The sequence below is a fragment of the Mesorhizobium sp. CC13 genome, from assembly GCF_039907765.1.
In the GTDB taxonomy this organism is placed as follows: Bacteria; Pseudomonadota; Alphaproteobacteria; order Rhizobiales; family Rhizobiaceae; genus Aminobacter.
The window spans coordinates 56,814-72,039 of the sequence record NZ_JARDJI010000016.1; the positions used below are offsets into that span (position 1 = coordinate 56,814).

The 15,226-nt window shown below is 66.3% G+C and carries 17 protein-coding genes; 6 read left to right on the forward strand and 11 right to left on the reverse strand.

Annotated elements, in window-relative coordinates:
- The first annotated feature begins 63 nt into the window (after nucleotides 1–63).
- The 5 genes from PV773_RS19105 (at nucleotide 64) to PV773_RS19125 (ending at nucleotide 3,125) form a co-directional block, all read left to right on the forward strand.
- Nucleotides 64–858 carry a response regulator gene (locus tag PV773_RS19105; protein ID WP_347967875.1) on the forward strand — a complete coding sequence of 265 codons (795 nt, stop codon included), beginning with the start codon at nucleotides 64–66 and terminating at the stop codon, nucleotides 856–858.
- A 77-nt stretch (nucleotides 859–935) separates the two neighbouring features.
- Nucleotides 936–1,103, forward strand: coding sequence for a DUF1328 domain-containing protein (locus PV773_RS19110; protein WP_269931296.1), 168 nt, complete (start codon nucleotides 936–938; stop codon nucleotides 1,101–1,103).
- Nucleotides 1,104–1,355: 252 nt separating this feature from the next.
- On the forward strand, nucleotides 1,356–2,324 hold the full coding sequence (locus PV773_RS19115; protein ID WP_347967876.1) for a sensor histidine kinase: 969 nt from the start codon (nucleotides 1,356–1,358) through the stop codon (nucleotides 2,322–2,324).
- Between the two features lie 102 nt (nucleotides 2,325–2,426).
- A complete protein-coding gene (locus PV773_RS19120) occupies nucleotides 2,427–2,741 on the forward strand; it encodes a hypothetical protein (protein ID WP_347967877.1) in 315 nt (104 codons plus the stop codon).
- A gap of 138 nt (nucleotides 2,742–2,879) precedes the next feature.
- Entirely contained in the window at nucleotides 2,880–3,125 is a 246-nt protein-coding gene (locus PV773_RS19125; protein WP_340037801.1) for a YMGG-like glycine zipper-containing protein, read from the forward strand.
- A 97-nt stretch (nucleotides 3,126–3,222) separates the two neighbouring features.
- On the opposite strand, the gene PV773_RS19130 is transcribed toward PV773_RS19125, so the two are convergent.
- The 4 genes from PV773_RS19130 to xylF all read right to left on the reverse strand — a co-directional run bounded on the left by PV773_RS19130 (nucleotide 3,223) and on the right by xylF (nucleotide 8,301).
- Nucleotides 3,223–4,830: a CHASE domain-containing protein gene (locus tag PV773_RS19130; protein ID WP_347967878.1), complete on the reverse strand. Its 1,608-nt coding sequence runs from the start codon at nucleotides 4,828–4,830 to the stop codon at nucleotides 3,223–3,225.
- Nucleotides 4,831–4,958: 128 nt separating this feature from the next.
- On the reverse strand, nucleotides 4,959–5,750 hold the full coding sequence (locus PV773_RS19135) for an ATP-binding cassette domain-containing protein (protein ID WP_347967879.1): 792 nt from the start codon (nucleotides 5,748–5,750) through the stop codon (nucleotides 4,959–4,961).
- A gap of 15 nt (nucleotides 5,751–5,765) precedes the next feature.
- Nucleotides 5,766–7,082: a sugar ABC transporter permease gene (locus PV773_RS19140; protein WP_347967880.1), complete on the reverse strand. Its 1,317-nt coding sequence runs from the start codon at nucleotides 7,080–7,082 to the stop codon at nucleotides 5,766–5,768.
- Nucleotides 7,083–7,260: 178 nt separating this feature from the next.
- Nucleotides 7,261–8,301, reverse strand: coding sequence for a D-xylose ABC transporter substrate-binding protein (xylF, locus tag PV773_RS19145; protein ID WP_340037805.1), 1,041 nt, complete (start codon nucleotides 8,299–8,301; stop codon nucleotides 7,261–7,263).
- A 253-nt stretch (nucleotides 8,302–8,554) separates the two neighbouring features.
- Between xylF and PV773_RS19150 the strand changes: the two genes are divergently transcribed.
- On the forward strand, nucleotides 8,555–9,796 hold the full coding sequence (locus PV773_RS19150) for an ROK family protein (protein WP_347967881.1): 1,242 nt from the start codon (nucleotides 8,555–8,557) through the stop codon (nucleotides 9,794–9,796).
- A gap of 32 nt (nucleotides 9,797–9,828) precedes the next feature.
- Here PV773_RS19150 and PV773_RS19155 read toward each other — a convergent pair whose 3' ends face one another.
- The 7 genes from PV773_RS19155 to pstB form a co-directional block, all read right to left on the reverse strand.
- Nucleotides 9,829–10,551, reverse strand: coding sequence for a hypothetical protein (locus PV773_RS19155; protein ID WP_347967882.1), 723 nt, complete (start codon nucleotides 10,549–10,551; stop codon nucleotides 9,829–9,831).
- Nucleotides 10,548–11,021 carry a hypothetical protein gene (locus PV773_RS19160; protein ID WP_347967883.1) on the reverse strand — a complete coding sequence of 158 codons (474 nt, stop codon included), beginning with the start codon at nucleotides 11,019–11,021 and terminating at the stop codon, nucleotides 10,548–10,550. Before PV773_RS19160 ends, PV773_RS19155 begins: the two co-directional genes overlap by 4 nt.
- Nucleotides 11,022–11,094: 73 nt before the next feature.
- Complete coding sequence (locus tag PV773_RS19165) at nucleotides 11,095–11,898, reverse strand: L,D-transpeptidase (protein WP_347967884.1); 804 nt, start codon at nucleotides 11,896–11,898, stop codon at nucleotides 11,095–11,097.
- A gap of 270 nt (nucleotides 11,899–12,168) precedes the next feature.
- Nucleotides 12,169–12,513: a hypothetical protein gene (locus PV773_RS19170; protein ID WP_347967885.1), complete on the reverse strand. Its 345-nt coding sequence runs from the start codon at nucleotides 12,511–12,513 to the stop codon at nucleotides 12,169–12,171.
- A gap of 357 nt (nucleotides 12,514–12,870) precedes the next feature.
- Nucleotides 12,871–13,560: a phosphate regulon transcriptional regulator PhoB gene (phoB, locus tag PV773_RS19175; RefSeq protein ID WP_340038101.1), complete on the reverse strand. Its 690-nt coding sequence runs from the start codon at nucleotides 13,558–13,560 to the stop codon at nucleotides 12,871–12,873.
- Nucleotides 13,561–13,658: 98 nt separating this feature from the next.
- Complete coding sequence (gene phoU / locus PV773_RS19180; protein WP_347967886.1) at nucleotides 13,659–14,363, reverse strand: phosphate signaling complex protein PhoU; 705 nt, start codon at nucleotides 14,361–14,363, stop codon at nucleotides 13,659–13,661.
- A 38-nt stretch (nucleotides 14,364–14,401) separates the two neighbouring features.
- Nucleotides 14,402–15,223: a phosphate ABC transporter ATP-binding protein PstB gene (gene pstB / locus PV773_RS19185; protein ID WP_347967887.1), complete on the reverse strand. Its 822-nt coding sequence runs from the start codon at nucleotides 15,221–15,223 to the stop codon at nucleotides 14,402–14,404.
- Between the last annotated feature and the right edge of the window lie 3 nt (nucleotides 15,224–15,226).

A 15,226-nucleotide genomic window follows, 5' to 3' on the forward strand; every position in this document is an offset into this window, starting at 1 on the left:
ACCGCAAAACGTTGAAAGCTTTCTTCGAAGGTCTGCAACGTCACATGAGGGAGACGTCCACAAATGACCCTTTCCACGCGAATTGCACCGCATCTGCCCTATCTGCGTCGCTTCTCGCGCGCAGTGTCGGGCTCCCAGGAGAGCGGTGACGCGCTGGTCGCGGCAATGCTCGAGGCAATCATCGCCGACATCGAGATTTTCCCTACGGCCTCCAATGACCGCATAGCGCTATACCAGATGTTTGCCCGCCTGTTCACGTCGGTCTCCATCCGCATACCCCAGGAGACGGCGTCGCTCGGCTGGGAGCAGCGTGCCGCGGCCAACCTCGCGGCGGTCGCCCCGCGTCCGCGGCAGGCCTTCCTGCTGGTTGCCGTCGAAGGCTTCTCCGATGTCGAAGCAGCCGAGATCCTCGGCGTCGAGGACGACGAATTCGACCGTCTGCTCCAGGAAGCCAGCACCGAGATCTCGCGCCAGGTCGCAACCGACATCCTGATCATCGAGGACGAGCCGCTGATCGCGATGGACATCGAGGAGATGGTCGAAAGCCTCGGCCACCGCGTGGTCGGCACCGCCCGCACGCGTACCGAGGCCACGGCGCTGTTCCACAGGACGCATCCCAAGATGATCCTCGCCGACATCCAGCTCGCCGACGGCAGCTCGGGCATCGACGCGGTCAACGAAATGCTGACCTCGCGGCCCTTGCCGGTGATCTTCATCACCGCCTTCCCCGAGCGCCTTCTCACCGGCGAACGGCCCGAGCCGGCCTTCCTCGTCACCAAGCCGTTCAATCCCGAAATGGTCAAGGCGCTGATCAGCCAGGCATTGTTCTTTGACAGACAAGCAAAAGCTGCCGCATAGGCTTTTTTTACCGCCCGTCCGGGGAACCAATCGCAGGGGCGGCACGTTTTTTAGACGTCATTTGAAGGAGATAGATCATGCTTTACTGGGCGCTTGTATTTCTGGTCGTGGCGATAATCGCCGGCGCGCTCGGTTTCGGCGGGATCGCCGGAACCTCAGCCGGCATCGCACAGATACTCTTCTTCATCTTCCTGGCGTTCCTGGTCATTTCCTTGATCGCGGGCCTTTTCAGGCGCGCAGGGTGACGCCGGCAACATGGAGAATTGACCCGAAACTGGAAGCCGCTCCCCTCAATCGGTTTCCAGCACCGCCGGGTAGCGCTCTCGCAATGAGGCGCCGCCCGGCGGGACCTCTTTCGGGTCATGCGGTCGACCGGCCGGCGACGGTGTCTTTCAGGCTCGTTCCGCCGGCCTTCCGTTATATGCGCAGGCCTGAGCAGTGCGGGTCTTGATTGCATGGCCACCACCTCTCCTTCGCAGGCCGTTCCACCTCCAAGGGTGAATACGGCGCTTCCGCATGCGTTGCGCAATGCCGGCATCGCGGTCCTCTATCAGGATCGCCAGCTGCGCACGGTCTGGTCGCACAACCTCCAGCCGCCATGGTCCGAAGCCTTGCAGAAGGACGGCAAGGCCGTCGGCCTGCTGCCTCCGCAGCAGGCCGACCGCCTCGACGCCGCCAAGCAGAACGTGCTCGCCACCGGCAATCCCGACGGGATGGAGGTCAGTCTTGCCGACCCGGACTCGGGCATGCGCTGGTTCGAAATCTGGATCGATGCCGACCGGGGGCCGCGCGGCCGCATGAAGGGCGTCGTCATCACCGTCGTCGAGGTGACCGAGCAGAAGCGGCGCGAACAGACGCTGAAGGCGCTGCTGCGCGAGGTGAGCCACCGGTCCAAGAACCTGCTCGCCATCATCCAGAGCATCGCCAGCCAGACCGGGCGCTATTCCGGTTCGATCGACGGCTTCCTGGTGCGTTTCCGCGGGCGGCTGCAGTCGATCTCGGCGTCCCAGGATCTGGTGACGTCGTCCAACTGGCGCGGCGCGCGGTTCCGCGAGCTCGCCATCGGCCAGATCGGGCGCTACAGCGTCGATACTGCCCGCGCCATCAGCTTCTCCGGACGTGATCCTTACCTCAACCCCAACGCCGCCCTGCATGTCGGCCTCGCCATCCACGAACTGGCGGTGAACTCCGTCTCCTACGGCGCGCTTTCGCGGTCGAACGGGATCGTCGAGATCACCGCCGTCATCGACGGCTCGGAACACGAGGACGGCGCGGTGATGACGCTGCAATGGACCGAGGCGATCGACACGACGGGCGATCTCCAGACGCGTCAGAAGCGGTTCGGCAGCGTCGCCCTGGAGCGCGTCGTGCCGACGGCTCTCGGCGGCAGCGCCGAGCTCGAGATCGGCCCGGGCCAGCTTCGCTATCGGCTGGCCATGCCCTCGGCCAACTACGAGCTCGATTGAGCCGCCGCCGGCGCGCGAGCCAACCCTCTTCAACCGATTGAGGTACGGCCGACCGTGGAACTTCCGGGCCGATGGGCCGTTACTTGGCCCAGGTGGTTGGCCATGGAACACATTGCTGCACTGCTGTTGCTGGTGTCCTGTTCGCAAGACCTTTCGGGCTGCCGCGAAGTCGAGCCGCCTGTCGCCCTGTTCGAAGCCTACGAGGACTGCCAGGCGACCCTGCCCGGCACGCTGCGCAGCCTTGCGCCGCAGAACCCGCGCCTGTTCGGCAAGTGCCTGGAGGTCGACCCGGCGCTGGAGGACGACTACGATCAGCTCGTCTGGAACGTCCGGGCCGACGGCACGCTCGAGGCCGAGCTCAAGGTCTCGCACATGGTCGCGGTCGTCGGCAAGCCGGGCCAGGTTCCCGAACGTTGACGGATTCGCGGCCGGTGCCGCCTCGCCGAAGGCCTCGGGCGCCGAAACCACGTGCAGTATTCCGAAAATCGATTTCGGAAATTTCGCCGATGCGATAAGTATCGGCGGGGACGTTGTTAAAGTGAGAGGACCTTAAATATGAAGTCTGCAATTCTGGCGCTCGTCGCCGTGGTCACACTGGCGGCCTGCACCACCACCGAACGCGACGTCGCGACCGGTGCCGGCGTCGGTGCCGTGGCCGGTGCCGTCATCGGCGGCGGCAGGGGTGCGCTGATTGGCGGCGCCGTCGGCGCGGCCTCCGGCCTGCTGGTGCGCAATCTGCGCAACGGCTACTGCGAATACCGCGACAGCCGCGGCCGGCTCTACACCGCCCGCTGCAACTAATCTAAGCGCAAGCGACCGCCCGGGGGCCGGCGATGCCGGCCTCCGGGACTTCTGCATCGCCTCGGGCTGTCGACCCCGGTCCTCGCGCAGGCTTCGGTCAGTCAGGATGGGGAATGTCGATTTCGACCGTGAGCCCCTCTCCGGCATAGCGCCGGTCGATTCGCCCACCCAGTTCGCGCCGGATGTTCATGTCGATCAGCTTCGTGCCGAAGCCGGTCCGCTGCGGCGCTTCCACGCCCTTGCCGTTCTTTTCCCGCCAGTTGAGCACCAGGCGCCTGTCGGCGCCCTGGCCCTGCACCCGCCAGTCGACCTTCAGGTCGCCGCCGGAGATGTCGGCCTCGCCATACTTCAGCGCGTTGGTGGCCAGCTCGTGGAAGGTCAGGCCGAGCGCCTGCGTCGTGGTTTCGTCCAGTTCCACGGGCGGCCCTGCCACGGCATCGTCAGGCAGGTCCTTGCCGAACACCTGGGCGAGCTCGATCCTGAGCAGTTCGCCGAGGTCGGCCCGCTGCCAGCGCGACCTGGTCAGCATGTCCTGGGAGGCGGCCATGGCCTGCAGCCTGGCCGAGAAGGACGCGGAAAACTCGTCGATGTCGCGGCTGTTGGCGGCCGTCTGGCGTGCCATGGCCAGCACGCGGGCGATCGAGTTCTTGATCCGGTGCTTCATCTCCTGAAGCATCAGGTCCTTCTCGAGCAGGCTCTTCTCCGTCGTCTTATGCAGCTTGGCGGCCGTCTCATAGGCGCGCTGCTGGTAGCGGGCGACCAGCGCGATGGCTGCCGCCAGCACCAGGCCGAAAATGCCCAGCATGATCGGTGCCGCCCGCGGCGACGGCGGCTCGAAGGCCGTGGTGGGCCTGAACAGGATCGTCCACGCGCGGCCGGCGACCGTGGTCTCGCGGCGCACCACGAAGTCGTCGCCCCACGAGGCATCGGGCGGCGTCGCCGTCTGGAAAAGCAGTCCGGCGTCGGCCGGCGCACCGTCGAACACCTCCGCCGTCAGCGGCAGCAGCGGCCCCTTGCCGAGCGCCGCCTGGAACAGCTCCGCCGTGCGGAAGGCGACATAGACGAGGCCCGTCGGCGGCGCGGCCCCTCCGTCCGCTCCATCGAGCCGCGCGAAGACCAGTATGCCGGATTGGGGGCTGGCATTGCCGGTGATCGCACCGAGCAGGACCGGGCCAGTGGCGCGGGGCTCGCCGCCGCCCGCCATCGCGGCATCGATCGCCGCGCGGCGCGCGTCGTCGGTGAACATGTCGTAGCCCATGGCGTCGAGGCCGACCCTGTCCATGGGTTCGAACAGCACGATCGGGGCGAGCCAGGCGCGATCCGACGGCGGAAAGGGCGTGCGGTCGATGCCGTAGCCCTGCTTCAGCTCGTGTGAGACCTGGGCTTCCTCGCCGCGCCGCACCAGCCGCAAGAGGCCGATGCCGCTCAGGCCCGAGAAGTTGCGGGTGACGTCGAGCGCGCCGAAGAAGGTGCGGAACTGGTCGCGCGAGATCGCGCCGCGCTGCGACAGGAACATCGCCTGCGTCGCCCGCAGCAGCGACAGGTCGAATTCCACCCTGCCCTCGATGCGGTTGAGCGCATCGTCGGCGACCGCCTGGAACTTGATGCGCGCCGCCTCGACCGTGGCGAAATAGACAAGCCCCGCCATCGCCAGCCCAACCAGCGTGACGGCCGTGAAAATGAGACTCGGAAAATATCTCTTCAACTCGAGCTGGCCTGCGGTCTCCCCTCGCCCCCATTAAAGCACGTTCTTCGGGAGAGGGAATGCCCAGGCCCTGCGATCCGGCAGGCCAGGGGCCCTGGCGGCAGCGCCGCCGGCCCCCCGCGAGCGACTTAGGCCGCGGCAGCCTGCATCGCCCCCGGTCCCGGGATCGCGCCGGGCGGGCATTTGCCGAGGATGATCATGCCGAGCACCTCGTCCTTGGTCACGTCCTGGGTGCGGGCGGTGCCCACCACCTGGCCGTTCTTCATCACGCAGACCCGGTCGGCGAGGTCGAACACGTCGTGGATGTCGTGGCTGATCAGGAAGATGCCGATGCCGTCGGCCTTGAGCTGCTTGACCAGTTCGCCCACCTGCGCGGTCTCCTGCGGTCCGAGTGCCGCGGTCGGCTCGTCCATGATCAGGATGCGCGCGTTGAACAGGATGGCGCGGGCGATCGCCACCGACTGCCGCTGGCCGCCGGAGAGTTTCATCACCGGCTCCTTGAAGCGCTGGAAGCGCGGGTTGAGCCGGCCCATCACCGTGCGCGCCTCGGCCTCCATGGCGACGTCGTCGAGCGTGCCGTAGGCGGTCATGATCTCGCGCCCGAGGAAGAGGTTGGCGGCGGCGTCGACGTTGTCGGCCAGCGCCAGCGTCTGGTAGATCGTCTCGATGCCGTATTTCTTGGCGTCGCGCGGGTTGGCGATATGCGCCTCCTCGCCATTGACGAAGATCGTGCCGCCGTCGCGCTTGTAGGCGCCCGACAGAATCTTGATCAGCGTCGACTTGCCGGCGCCGTTGTGGCCGAGAAGGGCTACGACCTCACCGGGGAAGAGGTCGACCGAGGCGTCGTCGACGGCGCGGATGCCGCCGAAGGCGATGGAGATGTTCCTGAGGTCGACGAGCGGAATGCGGGTCTGTTCCATGATCCTGGCTCCCGGCTAGATGCGCTTGCGATAGATGGTGTCGAGCCAGACGGCGACGACGAGCACCAGGCCCACGACGATGTTCTGCAGCGGCGTGTCGATGCCGAGCAGTACCATGCCCGACTGCAGCGACTGCATCAGAAGCGCGCCCAGCATGGCCCCGGCGATGGTGCCCGAGCCGCCGGCGAGCGAGGTGCCGCCGATGACCGCCGCGGCGATCGTCAGCAGTTCGTCGAGCGTGCCTTGCGCATTGGTCGCAGCGTTGAGGCGGGCGGTGGAGATGGCCGAGGCGACCGCCGCGAGCAGCCCCATCACCATGAAGATCTTGAGCACCACCCAGCGCGTGTTGATGCCGGCGAGTTCCGCCGCCTCGGGGTTGCCGCCGATGGCGAAGACGTAGCGGCCGAAGCGCGTGCGGGTGGTGATGAAGGTCATGACCACGCCGACGGCGATCGCGATCAGCACCGGAATGGCGATGCCGTGGGCGATGAACAGGCCGCCCTCCGGAATGGCGATGCCGTTGGCCTCGGCATAGCGGCGCACGATGTTGACCGGCCAGGGATAGGAATTGACGACCCAGACGGCGGCCACGATGGCCGCGCAGGTCACCGCGCCGAGGAAGAACTCGGCCCAGACCGGCCTGAGCGGAAACTTGAAGCGCTTGCGCTGGCGCCTGCCGTTGAGCAGCATCACCACCACCGCCGCGCAGGCGACCAGGCCGATCACCCAGCTCCAGGTCGAGCCGATCGCCCCGTCTGGGCCGCCGCCCATCAGCCGGAAGGTCGCATCCATCGGCGCCACGGTGCGGCCGCTGGTCATCCACCATGCCGCGCCGCGCCACACCAGCAGGCCGCCGAGGGTGACGATGAAGGCCGGGATGCTGAGATAGGCGATGAGAAAGCCGTGCAGCGCACCGATCGCAGCGCCGACGACGAGGCCGGCGGCCAGCGCGATCACCCAGATCCACGGGTCGCCGAGCGGCAGGCCGAGCACCCGGGGCAGGAATTCGGCCTGGGTCACGCCCATCACCATGCCGACGAAGCCGAGGATCGATCCGACCGACAGGTCGATGTTGCGGGTGACGATCACCAGCACCATGCCGGTCGCCATCACCGCGACCGACGACGACTGGACCGACAGGTTCCACAGGTTGCGCGGCGTCAGGAACAGGCCTCCCGACAGCAGGTGCAGGCCGATCCAGATGATCAGCAGCGCGCCCACCATGCCGAGCATGCGCGTGTCGAGTTCGGTTGCCTTGAGGAAGCGGCCTACCGCTGACAGATCGGAGGCCCGCGCGCGGTCGACCGGCGCGCCTGAGGTCGTATCGGTCATCATATCCTCCCGTCCGGCCCATCGTGTGATCGGCCGGAGCACTCAATCTAGGTCAAAGGACAGTTGGATGGAACTGGAGCAGGCACTGCGGCATCTGCTGGCCGGCGCGTGGCGCGGCTTGCTGATGCGCCGCGGCCCTCGGGGCCACGGCGCTCGCTCTTCGGGCCGGAGCCCGTCGTCAGTTGCAGGCCGCCACGGAACCGGCGGCGACGCCCTGGCAGACCACGTCCTTGGCAACCCAGCCGGCGTCGATGACGACGTTCAGGTTGTCCTTGGTGATCGGAACCGGCTTGAGGAACACCGAGTTGGTCTCGTTGCCGCCGGGCGTGGTGAACTTCTGGACGTTGGGGATCTCTTCCATCTTCTTGCCGTCGGCGAGCTGCGAGGCGATCTCGGCCGCGTTCTTGCCAAGTTCGCGCGCGTCCTTCCACACCGACACCGTCTGGGTACCGAGCGCGACGCGGTTGAGGGCGGCATGGTCGCCGTCCTGGCCCGAAACCGGCACCGAGCCGGCCAGGCCCTGCGCCTGCAGTGCCGCGATCGCGCCGCCGGCGGTGCCGTCGTTCGAAGCCACCACCGCGTCGACCTTGTTGTCGTTGGTGGTCAGGAACTGCTCCATGTTCTTCTGCGCGTTCGCCGGCAGCCAGCCGTCGGTATAGGCTTCGCCGACGCTCTTGATCTTGCCGGCGTCCACCGCCGCCTTCAGCACTTCCATCTGCCCGGAGAACAGGAAGTCGGCGTTCGGGTCGGCCGACGAGCCCTTGATGAAGACGTAATTGCCCTCGGGCTTGACCTTGAACACTTCGGCGGCCTGCATGCGGCCCACTTCCTTGTTGTCGAAGGTCAGGTAGAAGACGTCCTTGTTCTCGATCAGGCGGTCATAGCCGACCACCGGAATGCCTTCGGCAAGCGCCTTCTCGACGGCGGGGCCGATGGCCGAGGCGTCCTGCGACAGGATGATGAGCGCGTTGGCGCCCTGGCTGATCAGGCTCTCGACGTCGGTCAGCTGCTTGGCCGCGGAGGACTGCGCGTCGGCCGAGATGTACTTGTCGCCGGCCGCCTCGATCGCCGCCTTCATCGCCGCCTCGTCGGTCTTCCAGCGCTCCTCCTGGAAGTTGGACCAGGACACGCCGATGACCTTGCCCTTGGCTTCGGCGACGGCCGACAGCGACAGAGTCATGGCGACACCCGCCAGGATGGCGGTCGTAAACTTCTTCATGATTTCCTCCCTGCGCCCTCGGGCGCGCTGCTTTTGCCATAGCCCTTGGAGAAGCTCTTTTTTTCGAGCCTCGAAAAAATACTGTATCAACGGTCGACCGGTGTCAACCGCCTTTCAACTGGCCTCCCTATTTTTTTCGGATCACGAAATAAATAAAGACATTTGGTTTGGCTTCTGTCACAATCAATAATGCGTGAGAGTCAGCCTGCCCTCCGGTCACCATGGCGACTCTTCGCCGGGAGGAAGCGAACTCATGTCGGTCGGAATTCGTCACGACGATCTCAGGAAGCGCAACCGCGCCATGGTCATTTCCGCGGTGCGCCGCGCCGGCCAGCCGTCGCGCACCGAGATCGCGGCGACCACCGGCCTCAGCCATTCGACCATCTCCACCATTTCCTCCGACCTCATCGCCGAAGGCATCCTGGCGGAATCGAAGGGTAGCGAGCCCGCGCTCCTGAAGCGCGGCAGGCCCCAGGTCGGCCTGGCGCTCGATCCCGGCGCCGCGACCATCGTGGCGGTGGTGCTCTCGCTCAACAGCCTTTCGGCCGCCGTCATCGACTATGCCGGCAACACCATCGTCGCCGAGACCCGCCGCCTCGTCACCCAGCGCATGCAGGCCGAAGCCCTGGTCGAGGAGTGCATCGGCATGGTGCGCAGGCTGACCGAACGTTGCGGCGAGGCCGCGGGCACGGTGCTGCGCATCGCCGTGGCCGTCCAGGGCGTCACCGATTCGGGCTCCCGCAAGCTCCTGTGGTCGCCCATCACGCCGCACGACGACATTCCCTTCGCCGACCGGCTGGAGCAGGAATTCGGCGTGCCGGTGACGGTCGAGAACGACTGCAACATGATCGCTGAGGCGCTGCGCTGGCGCGACCCCTCGCGCTATCGCGACGACTTCATCGCCATCCTGCTCTCGCACGGCATCGGCATGGGGCTGGTCGTCAAGGGCGAGCTCTTCACCGGCACCCAGTCCTCGGGCGCGGAGTTCGGCCACATGATCCACCGCCCCGACGGCGCGCTCTGCCGCTGCGGCCGGCGCGGCTGCATCGAGGCCTATGCCGGCAACTACGCGATCTGGCGCAACGCCAGGCTCGGCGACGAGAACGCCGAACCGCTCGCCGACCTCTCGGACGAGGACATCATCGCCCTGGCCGATGCCGCCCGCGACCATGACGGCCCGGAGCGGGAAGCCTTCCGCAAGGCGGGCGAGGCGATCGGCTTCGGCCTCGGCTCCATGTTCGCGCTCTTCGACCCCGCCCCGCTTGCCTTCGTCGGCGTCGGCGCCACCGCCTTCGATGTCATGGAGCCATATGTGCGGTCCGCGATCGCCAAGACGGCGGGCGGCACCCACTCCAGGGCGATCTCCTTCGACACCATGCCCAACGAGGTGCCGCTCATCCGCGAAGGCTGCATGATGCGCGCCCTGCTCTATGTCGACGACGAGATCTTCGCACCCGGCACGGCCCTTCGCCGTGCCCAGGCGGGCGTCGCCTGACCGTCCCTGCCCGGTCAGGCGCTGGACGGCCATCACCTCGAACTGTTCCTTTTCTTGCCCCAGGTCGAAACAAAGGCCGCGGCACGCAGCAAGAGCACCGACAGTATCGCCGCCACGAAGGGCCACTGCAGCGGGTTCGGCTCGGGCGTCGGGCGATGGAAGCTCAGGAAGTGCATGAACAGGAAGTAGGCCGTGTGCACCAGGGCGAGCCCCCACAGCACCGTTGCGCCGTTCTGCAGGAACTTCCAGACCGAAGTCCCGAGCAGGCGGATCGACCGGTCGTTCGAGGTGAACATGAGCATGAGCGCGTAGGCCAGCGCGGCAATGCCGATCAGGTTGGCAAGCCCGAAGCCCTGCTGGAACATCACGTACTCGCCCGTCTGCGGGATGATTTCGTAGCCGAAAAGCCGCGCGAAATCCCACTCGACCCAGCCGCCGAGGATGATGACCGTATGCACGGCCGCCAGAAGCGTCGCGTAGATTCCGGTTTCGCGCCGATAGGCAACCGCCCGCAGCAACGCCGGCCACAGGCGCGCCCCTGGCCCGATCGACATGGTGATCACCAGGAGCGCCAGCGAAGCGTCCGCGAAGGCGCGGTTCCACCGGTGCATCGGGCTCCACTGCCCGTGAACGACGGCAAATCCATAGATCAGCGCCGCCGAAACGCCGATGACGACGAGATGGCGAAGCAGCATCCGGCGCCAGGCAAGAGGGACGAGGCCGGCGCGGACGGGAGCGGCGGGGATATCGGTCACTTGGGATACTCCAGTTGCGTTGGGTCAGCGGCATCCGCGCGACGAGCGCGCAGCTCGTGCCATGAAGCGATGGCGAGGAGCGCTATGCCGAGCGCGGAAATCAATGGGCGGATCGGGTCGAACCACATCAGCAGGAATTCGCTCCCGAACAGAAGCATGAGGACCTTGTTGCAGGTCGGGCAGGCGATGCCGATGAAGCCCGTCACGCCGCCTATCCCCGCGCGGCGCACCGAGCAGACGGGGCGCCGAACGGCGATGTAGAGCCCCGAGAACGCCGACATGACCACCAGGGCGGGCAGTTCCCAGCCCGCGACGGCGGTCATCCGGACGAAGAACGGATTGTCCCAGAGCGCCGAAACGGTTCCGAGCGCGGCGAAGGTCAACGCGGCCGCGGCCGCGCCCTTCAGGATGGCGCGTCCATGCGAACCGATGGCGATTCCGCGCCCCAAGGCACTGATGCGGGTATTCATGTCGGATCTGCTCCATGTCTGCCGGGCGGCAATGCGCAGCCGCCCGGCGAGGACCTCAGGGGTGACCGTCGTATCAGCCGGCCTGCGGGGCGGGCGCGCTGCCGCCGGCGACCTCGTGGGTGTGGGGTTGGGTCGGGTCGCCCAGCACGAGTATGGGAGACTGGCTGGGCACCCGGTCGTACAGATCGATGATGTCCTGGTTCATCAGGCGGACGCAGCCGCTCGAAACCGCCTTGCCGATGGTCCAGTACTCCGGCGTTCCGTGGACACGGTAGAGCGTATCGACCTTGCCCTGGAAGACGTAGAGGGCCCGCGCGCCCAGCGGGTTCGTCAGGCCGGGCGGCATGCCGCCCCGGTCGGCGCTCCACTGGGCGAGGTTCGGCTGACGCGAGATCATCTCGTCCGGCGGCGTCCACTTCGGCCATTCCTGCTTCCAGCCGATACGGCCCCTGCCCGCCCAGGTGAAGCCGGCCCGGCCAAGTCCGACGCCGTAGCGCATGGCCTTGCCGCCCGGCTGGACGAGGTAGAGGTAGAAATTATCCGTATCGACGACGAGCGTTCCGACCGGCTCTTCGGTGGCATAGTCGACCTGCCGCCTATAGTAGCGGCTCGGCACCTTCTTCAGGTCGACCGCGGGAATGGGGAACCGCTCGTTCGGGAGCGGGCCGTACATCGCAAGGGCATTGGCGTCGGCGACCGGCGCCGGTTCGACCGGTGCCTTTGCCACCGGCGCGGCCGATTCCTGGGTGCTGACGCAGCCGGACACGACAAGCGTCCCCAGGCTCGCCGCACCGGTGAGGAAGCGTCGGCGGCTCAGGGCCGGGCCGTCTCCCGCGACGGGCTCCGCGGCGTTGGTTTCTATTGTGTCTGTGTTCATTAGGCAGTCTCCTGGACTCATTTCTTTCATTCAGGTCGACGCGGGGTCAGGGAGGTCGGCCCCGGTCGTGATCAGGCGAATGCAACCATCGGCACCGATCAGCCGATCGATGACGGCGCATGCGCGCTTGGGATGATCCGGCATTTCGCGGCGCGATTGCCACGAGCAGGCGTGCGGGCGACGGGCGGGTTCGGGAGGTCATCCTCTTCCCCTTCGCAGCTGACTTCGAACGGCTTCGTCGGCGTGGACCGAGGAGCGATCGGTTGAAAATCAGGCAGCGATGGGCGGCCGCAACAGCGATGCGGTCGACCCGACGCGCAGCAGGAGGTCTGGAAGCAGCATCACAGCCGCGGCGCGGAACGGCGCGGCAGGCTCGACGTGGGTCAGCCAGGCAGGACATTCGCCCAGGCAGTGCAGGCTGGCGAGGCTTTCGGCGGACAATTCGACGGTGCAGCGGTCCGGGGACGGCATGCACTCGTCGGCGACGGCAGTGATTTCCGCCTGCGCGGCCACCCTCGGCAACTCGGCAGAAAAGTTCATGCCTTCGGCCGCTGCCCGTTCGAGGGACAGTCCGTTGAGAATGGTGACCAACACCAGGAAGATGGCCGACAGCAAGTTACGCACGGCGTCCCAGCTAGCATGAAAAGTGGCAATTTTGAGTATTGCCGCAATCAATAAATTGTCATCTCAAGACAAATTCTGGTTGTCTTTGCTACTGATTGGGAACCTGTATCGACGATACAAGCATCCCATAACTGGAATCTTTGTATTGTACAGCGCCAGACCGAACACGTTGGGCTGCAATGATTTGAGCGCCGCAAAATGCTGGAACGGCATGGCGGCGCCACGCATCGGCGCGACAGCTCAGGTGCCGCCGGCTGTCGCGAACGCTACGAGCGCGCAGCGGCCCCTGTGACATTGGGACACTGGCCAGGTTGATCGTCCAGCCGGCGCGATGCCGTTTGCCGGCAGCTATTCTTCCCGGATGGCGTAGCCGGCGCCGCGGATGGTGCGGATCACGTCCGGCATGCGGCCGTTGTTGACGGCCTTGCGCAGGCGCCCGACATGCACGTCGACGGTGCGCTCGTCGATGTAGATCGTCTCGCCCCAGACATTGTCGAGCAGCTGGCTGCGCGAGAACACGCGGCCGGGATGGCGCATCATGAATTCGAGCAGGCGGAACTCCGTCGGCCCGAGCTTGATCTCGCTCTTCTTGCGATAGACCCGGTGCGACTCGCGGTCGAGCACGATGTCTCCGACCTTGAGCACCGAAGACAGCACCTCGGGCTTGGCGCGGCGCAGCAGCGCCTTCACCCGCGCCATGAACTCCGGCGTCGAGAACGGCTTCACCAGATAGTCGTCGGCGCCGGTGGAAAGCCCGCGCACCCGGTCGCTTTCCTCGCCGCGGGCCGTCAGCATGATGATCGGCAGCCGTTCGGTCTCGGGGCGCATCCTCAGCCGGCGGCAGAGCTCGATGCCGGAAAGCGCCGGCACCATCCAGTCGAGCACCAAAAGGTCGGGCACGTTTTCCTGCAGCCGCAGTTCGGCCTCGTCGCCGCGCGTCACCACTTCCACCTGGTAGCCTTCGGCCTCGAGGTTGTAGCGCAGCAGCACGCCGAGGGGCTCTTCGTCCTCGACGACCATGACCTTGGGAGCGATCATCGCCTATACCTTGTCCTGGCGCACGGCCCGGTTCGGACCATGCGCTGATTTAACCTGTGCAGCGCCCCCGCGCCAAACGCATGCGGTTGCGGAAGACGTCAGGCCGACATGGGCGACGTGGTTTCGTCGACCTTCGGCCGATTGAGCGGCAGCTGCGTGCCGGTGACCACGAAATAGGCGTTCTCGGCGATGTTGGTGACATGGTCGCCGATGCGCTCGAGGTTCTTGGCGCAGAACAGGAGATGCGTGCAGGCGGTGATGTTGCGCGGATCCTCCATCATGTAGGTCAGGAGCTCGCGGAACACGGCCGTGTATTGTACGTCGACCTTCTGGTCGTCGGTGCGCAGGTTCTTGAGGCCTTCGGCGTCGCGCGCGACATAGAGATCGACCACGCCGCGCACCTGGCCGAGCACCAGCTGCGCCATGGCGTCGATCGAATGCGACAGATTGCGCGGCATCGCCGACTGGCCGACCGCGCCCACCCGCTTGGCGATGTTCTTGGCGAGATCGCCGATGCGCTCGAGGTCGCCCGCCATGCGGATCGCGCCGACCACGGCGCGCAGGTCCTGGGCCATCGGCTGGCGCTTGGCGATCAGCGTGATCGCGCTGTTGTCGAGATCGCGCTGCCTGGCGTCCATGATGGTGTCGTCGGCAATGACGTTCTGCGCCAGCGGCTGGTCGGACGAAAGCAGCGCGCGGATGGCGTTCGCCACCATCGTGGCCGACAGGTCGCCCATGTCGCGGATGACCTGGTCGACGTGCTGGAGTTCCTCGTCGAAGGACCGGACTGTGTGCTCGCCCATGATCGTATCCTCGTCTTTGTGATCGGAGCGGCGTCCACTCAGCCGAAGCGGCCGGTGATGTAGTCCTGCGTCCGCTTGTCGTCGGGGTTGGTGAACATCTTGTCGGTCGGGCCTTCCTCGACCAGGTAGCCGAGATGGAACATCGCGGTCCGCTGCGACACGCGCGCCGCCTGCTGCATCGAATGGGTCACGATGACGATGGTGAAGTTCTCGCGCAGTTCGTCGATCAGTTCCTCCACCTTGGCGGTGGCGATCGGATCGAGCGCCGAGCACGGCTCGTCCATCAGGATCACTTCGGGCGACACCGCGATCGCGCGGGCGATGCACAGGCGCTGCTGCTGGCCGCCGGACAGGCCGGTGCCGGCTTCGTGCAGGCGGTCCTTGACCTCGTTCCAGAGCGCCGCCCGCTGCAGGCTTTTCTCGACGATCTGGTCGAGATCGGCCTTGGACTTGGCGAGGCCGTGGATGCGCGGGCCGTAGGCGACGTTCTCGTAGATCGTCTTCGGGAACGGATTCGGCTTCTGGAACACCATGCCGACGCGGGCGCGCAGCTCGACGACGTCGATCTTGGGATCGTAGATGTCCTCGCTGTCGAGGGTGATCTTGCCACCGACGCGGGCGCTGTCGATGGTGTCGTTCATGCGGTTGAGGCAGCGCAGGAAGGTCGACTTGCCGCAGCCCGACGGCCCGATCAGCGCGGTGACCTGGTTCTCGCGGACGTCCAGGTCGACGCCGAAGAGCGCCTGCTTCTCGCCGTAGTGCACGGTCACATTGTCGCCGCGCATCTTGATGAGTTCGTTGGGTCTGTTCATCTCGGCGTTCACCGCGTTTTCGAGGGTTTTCTCGCTCATGATGTTCATAGA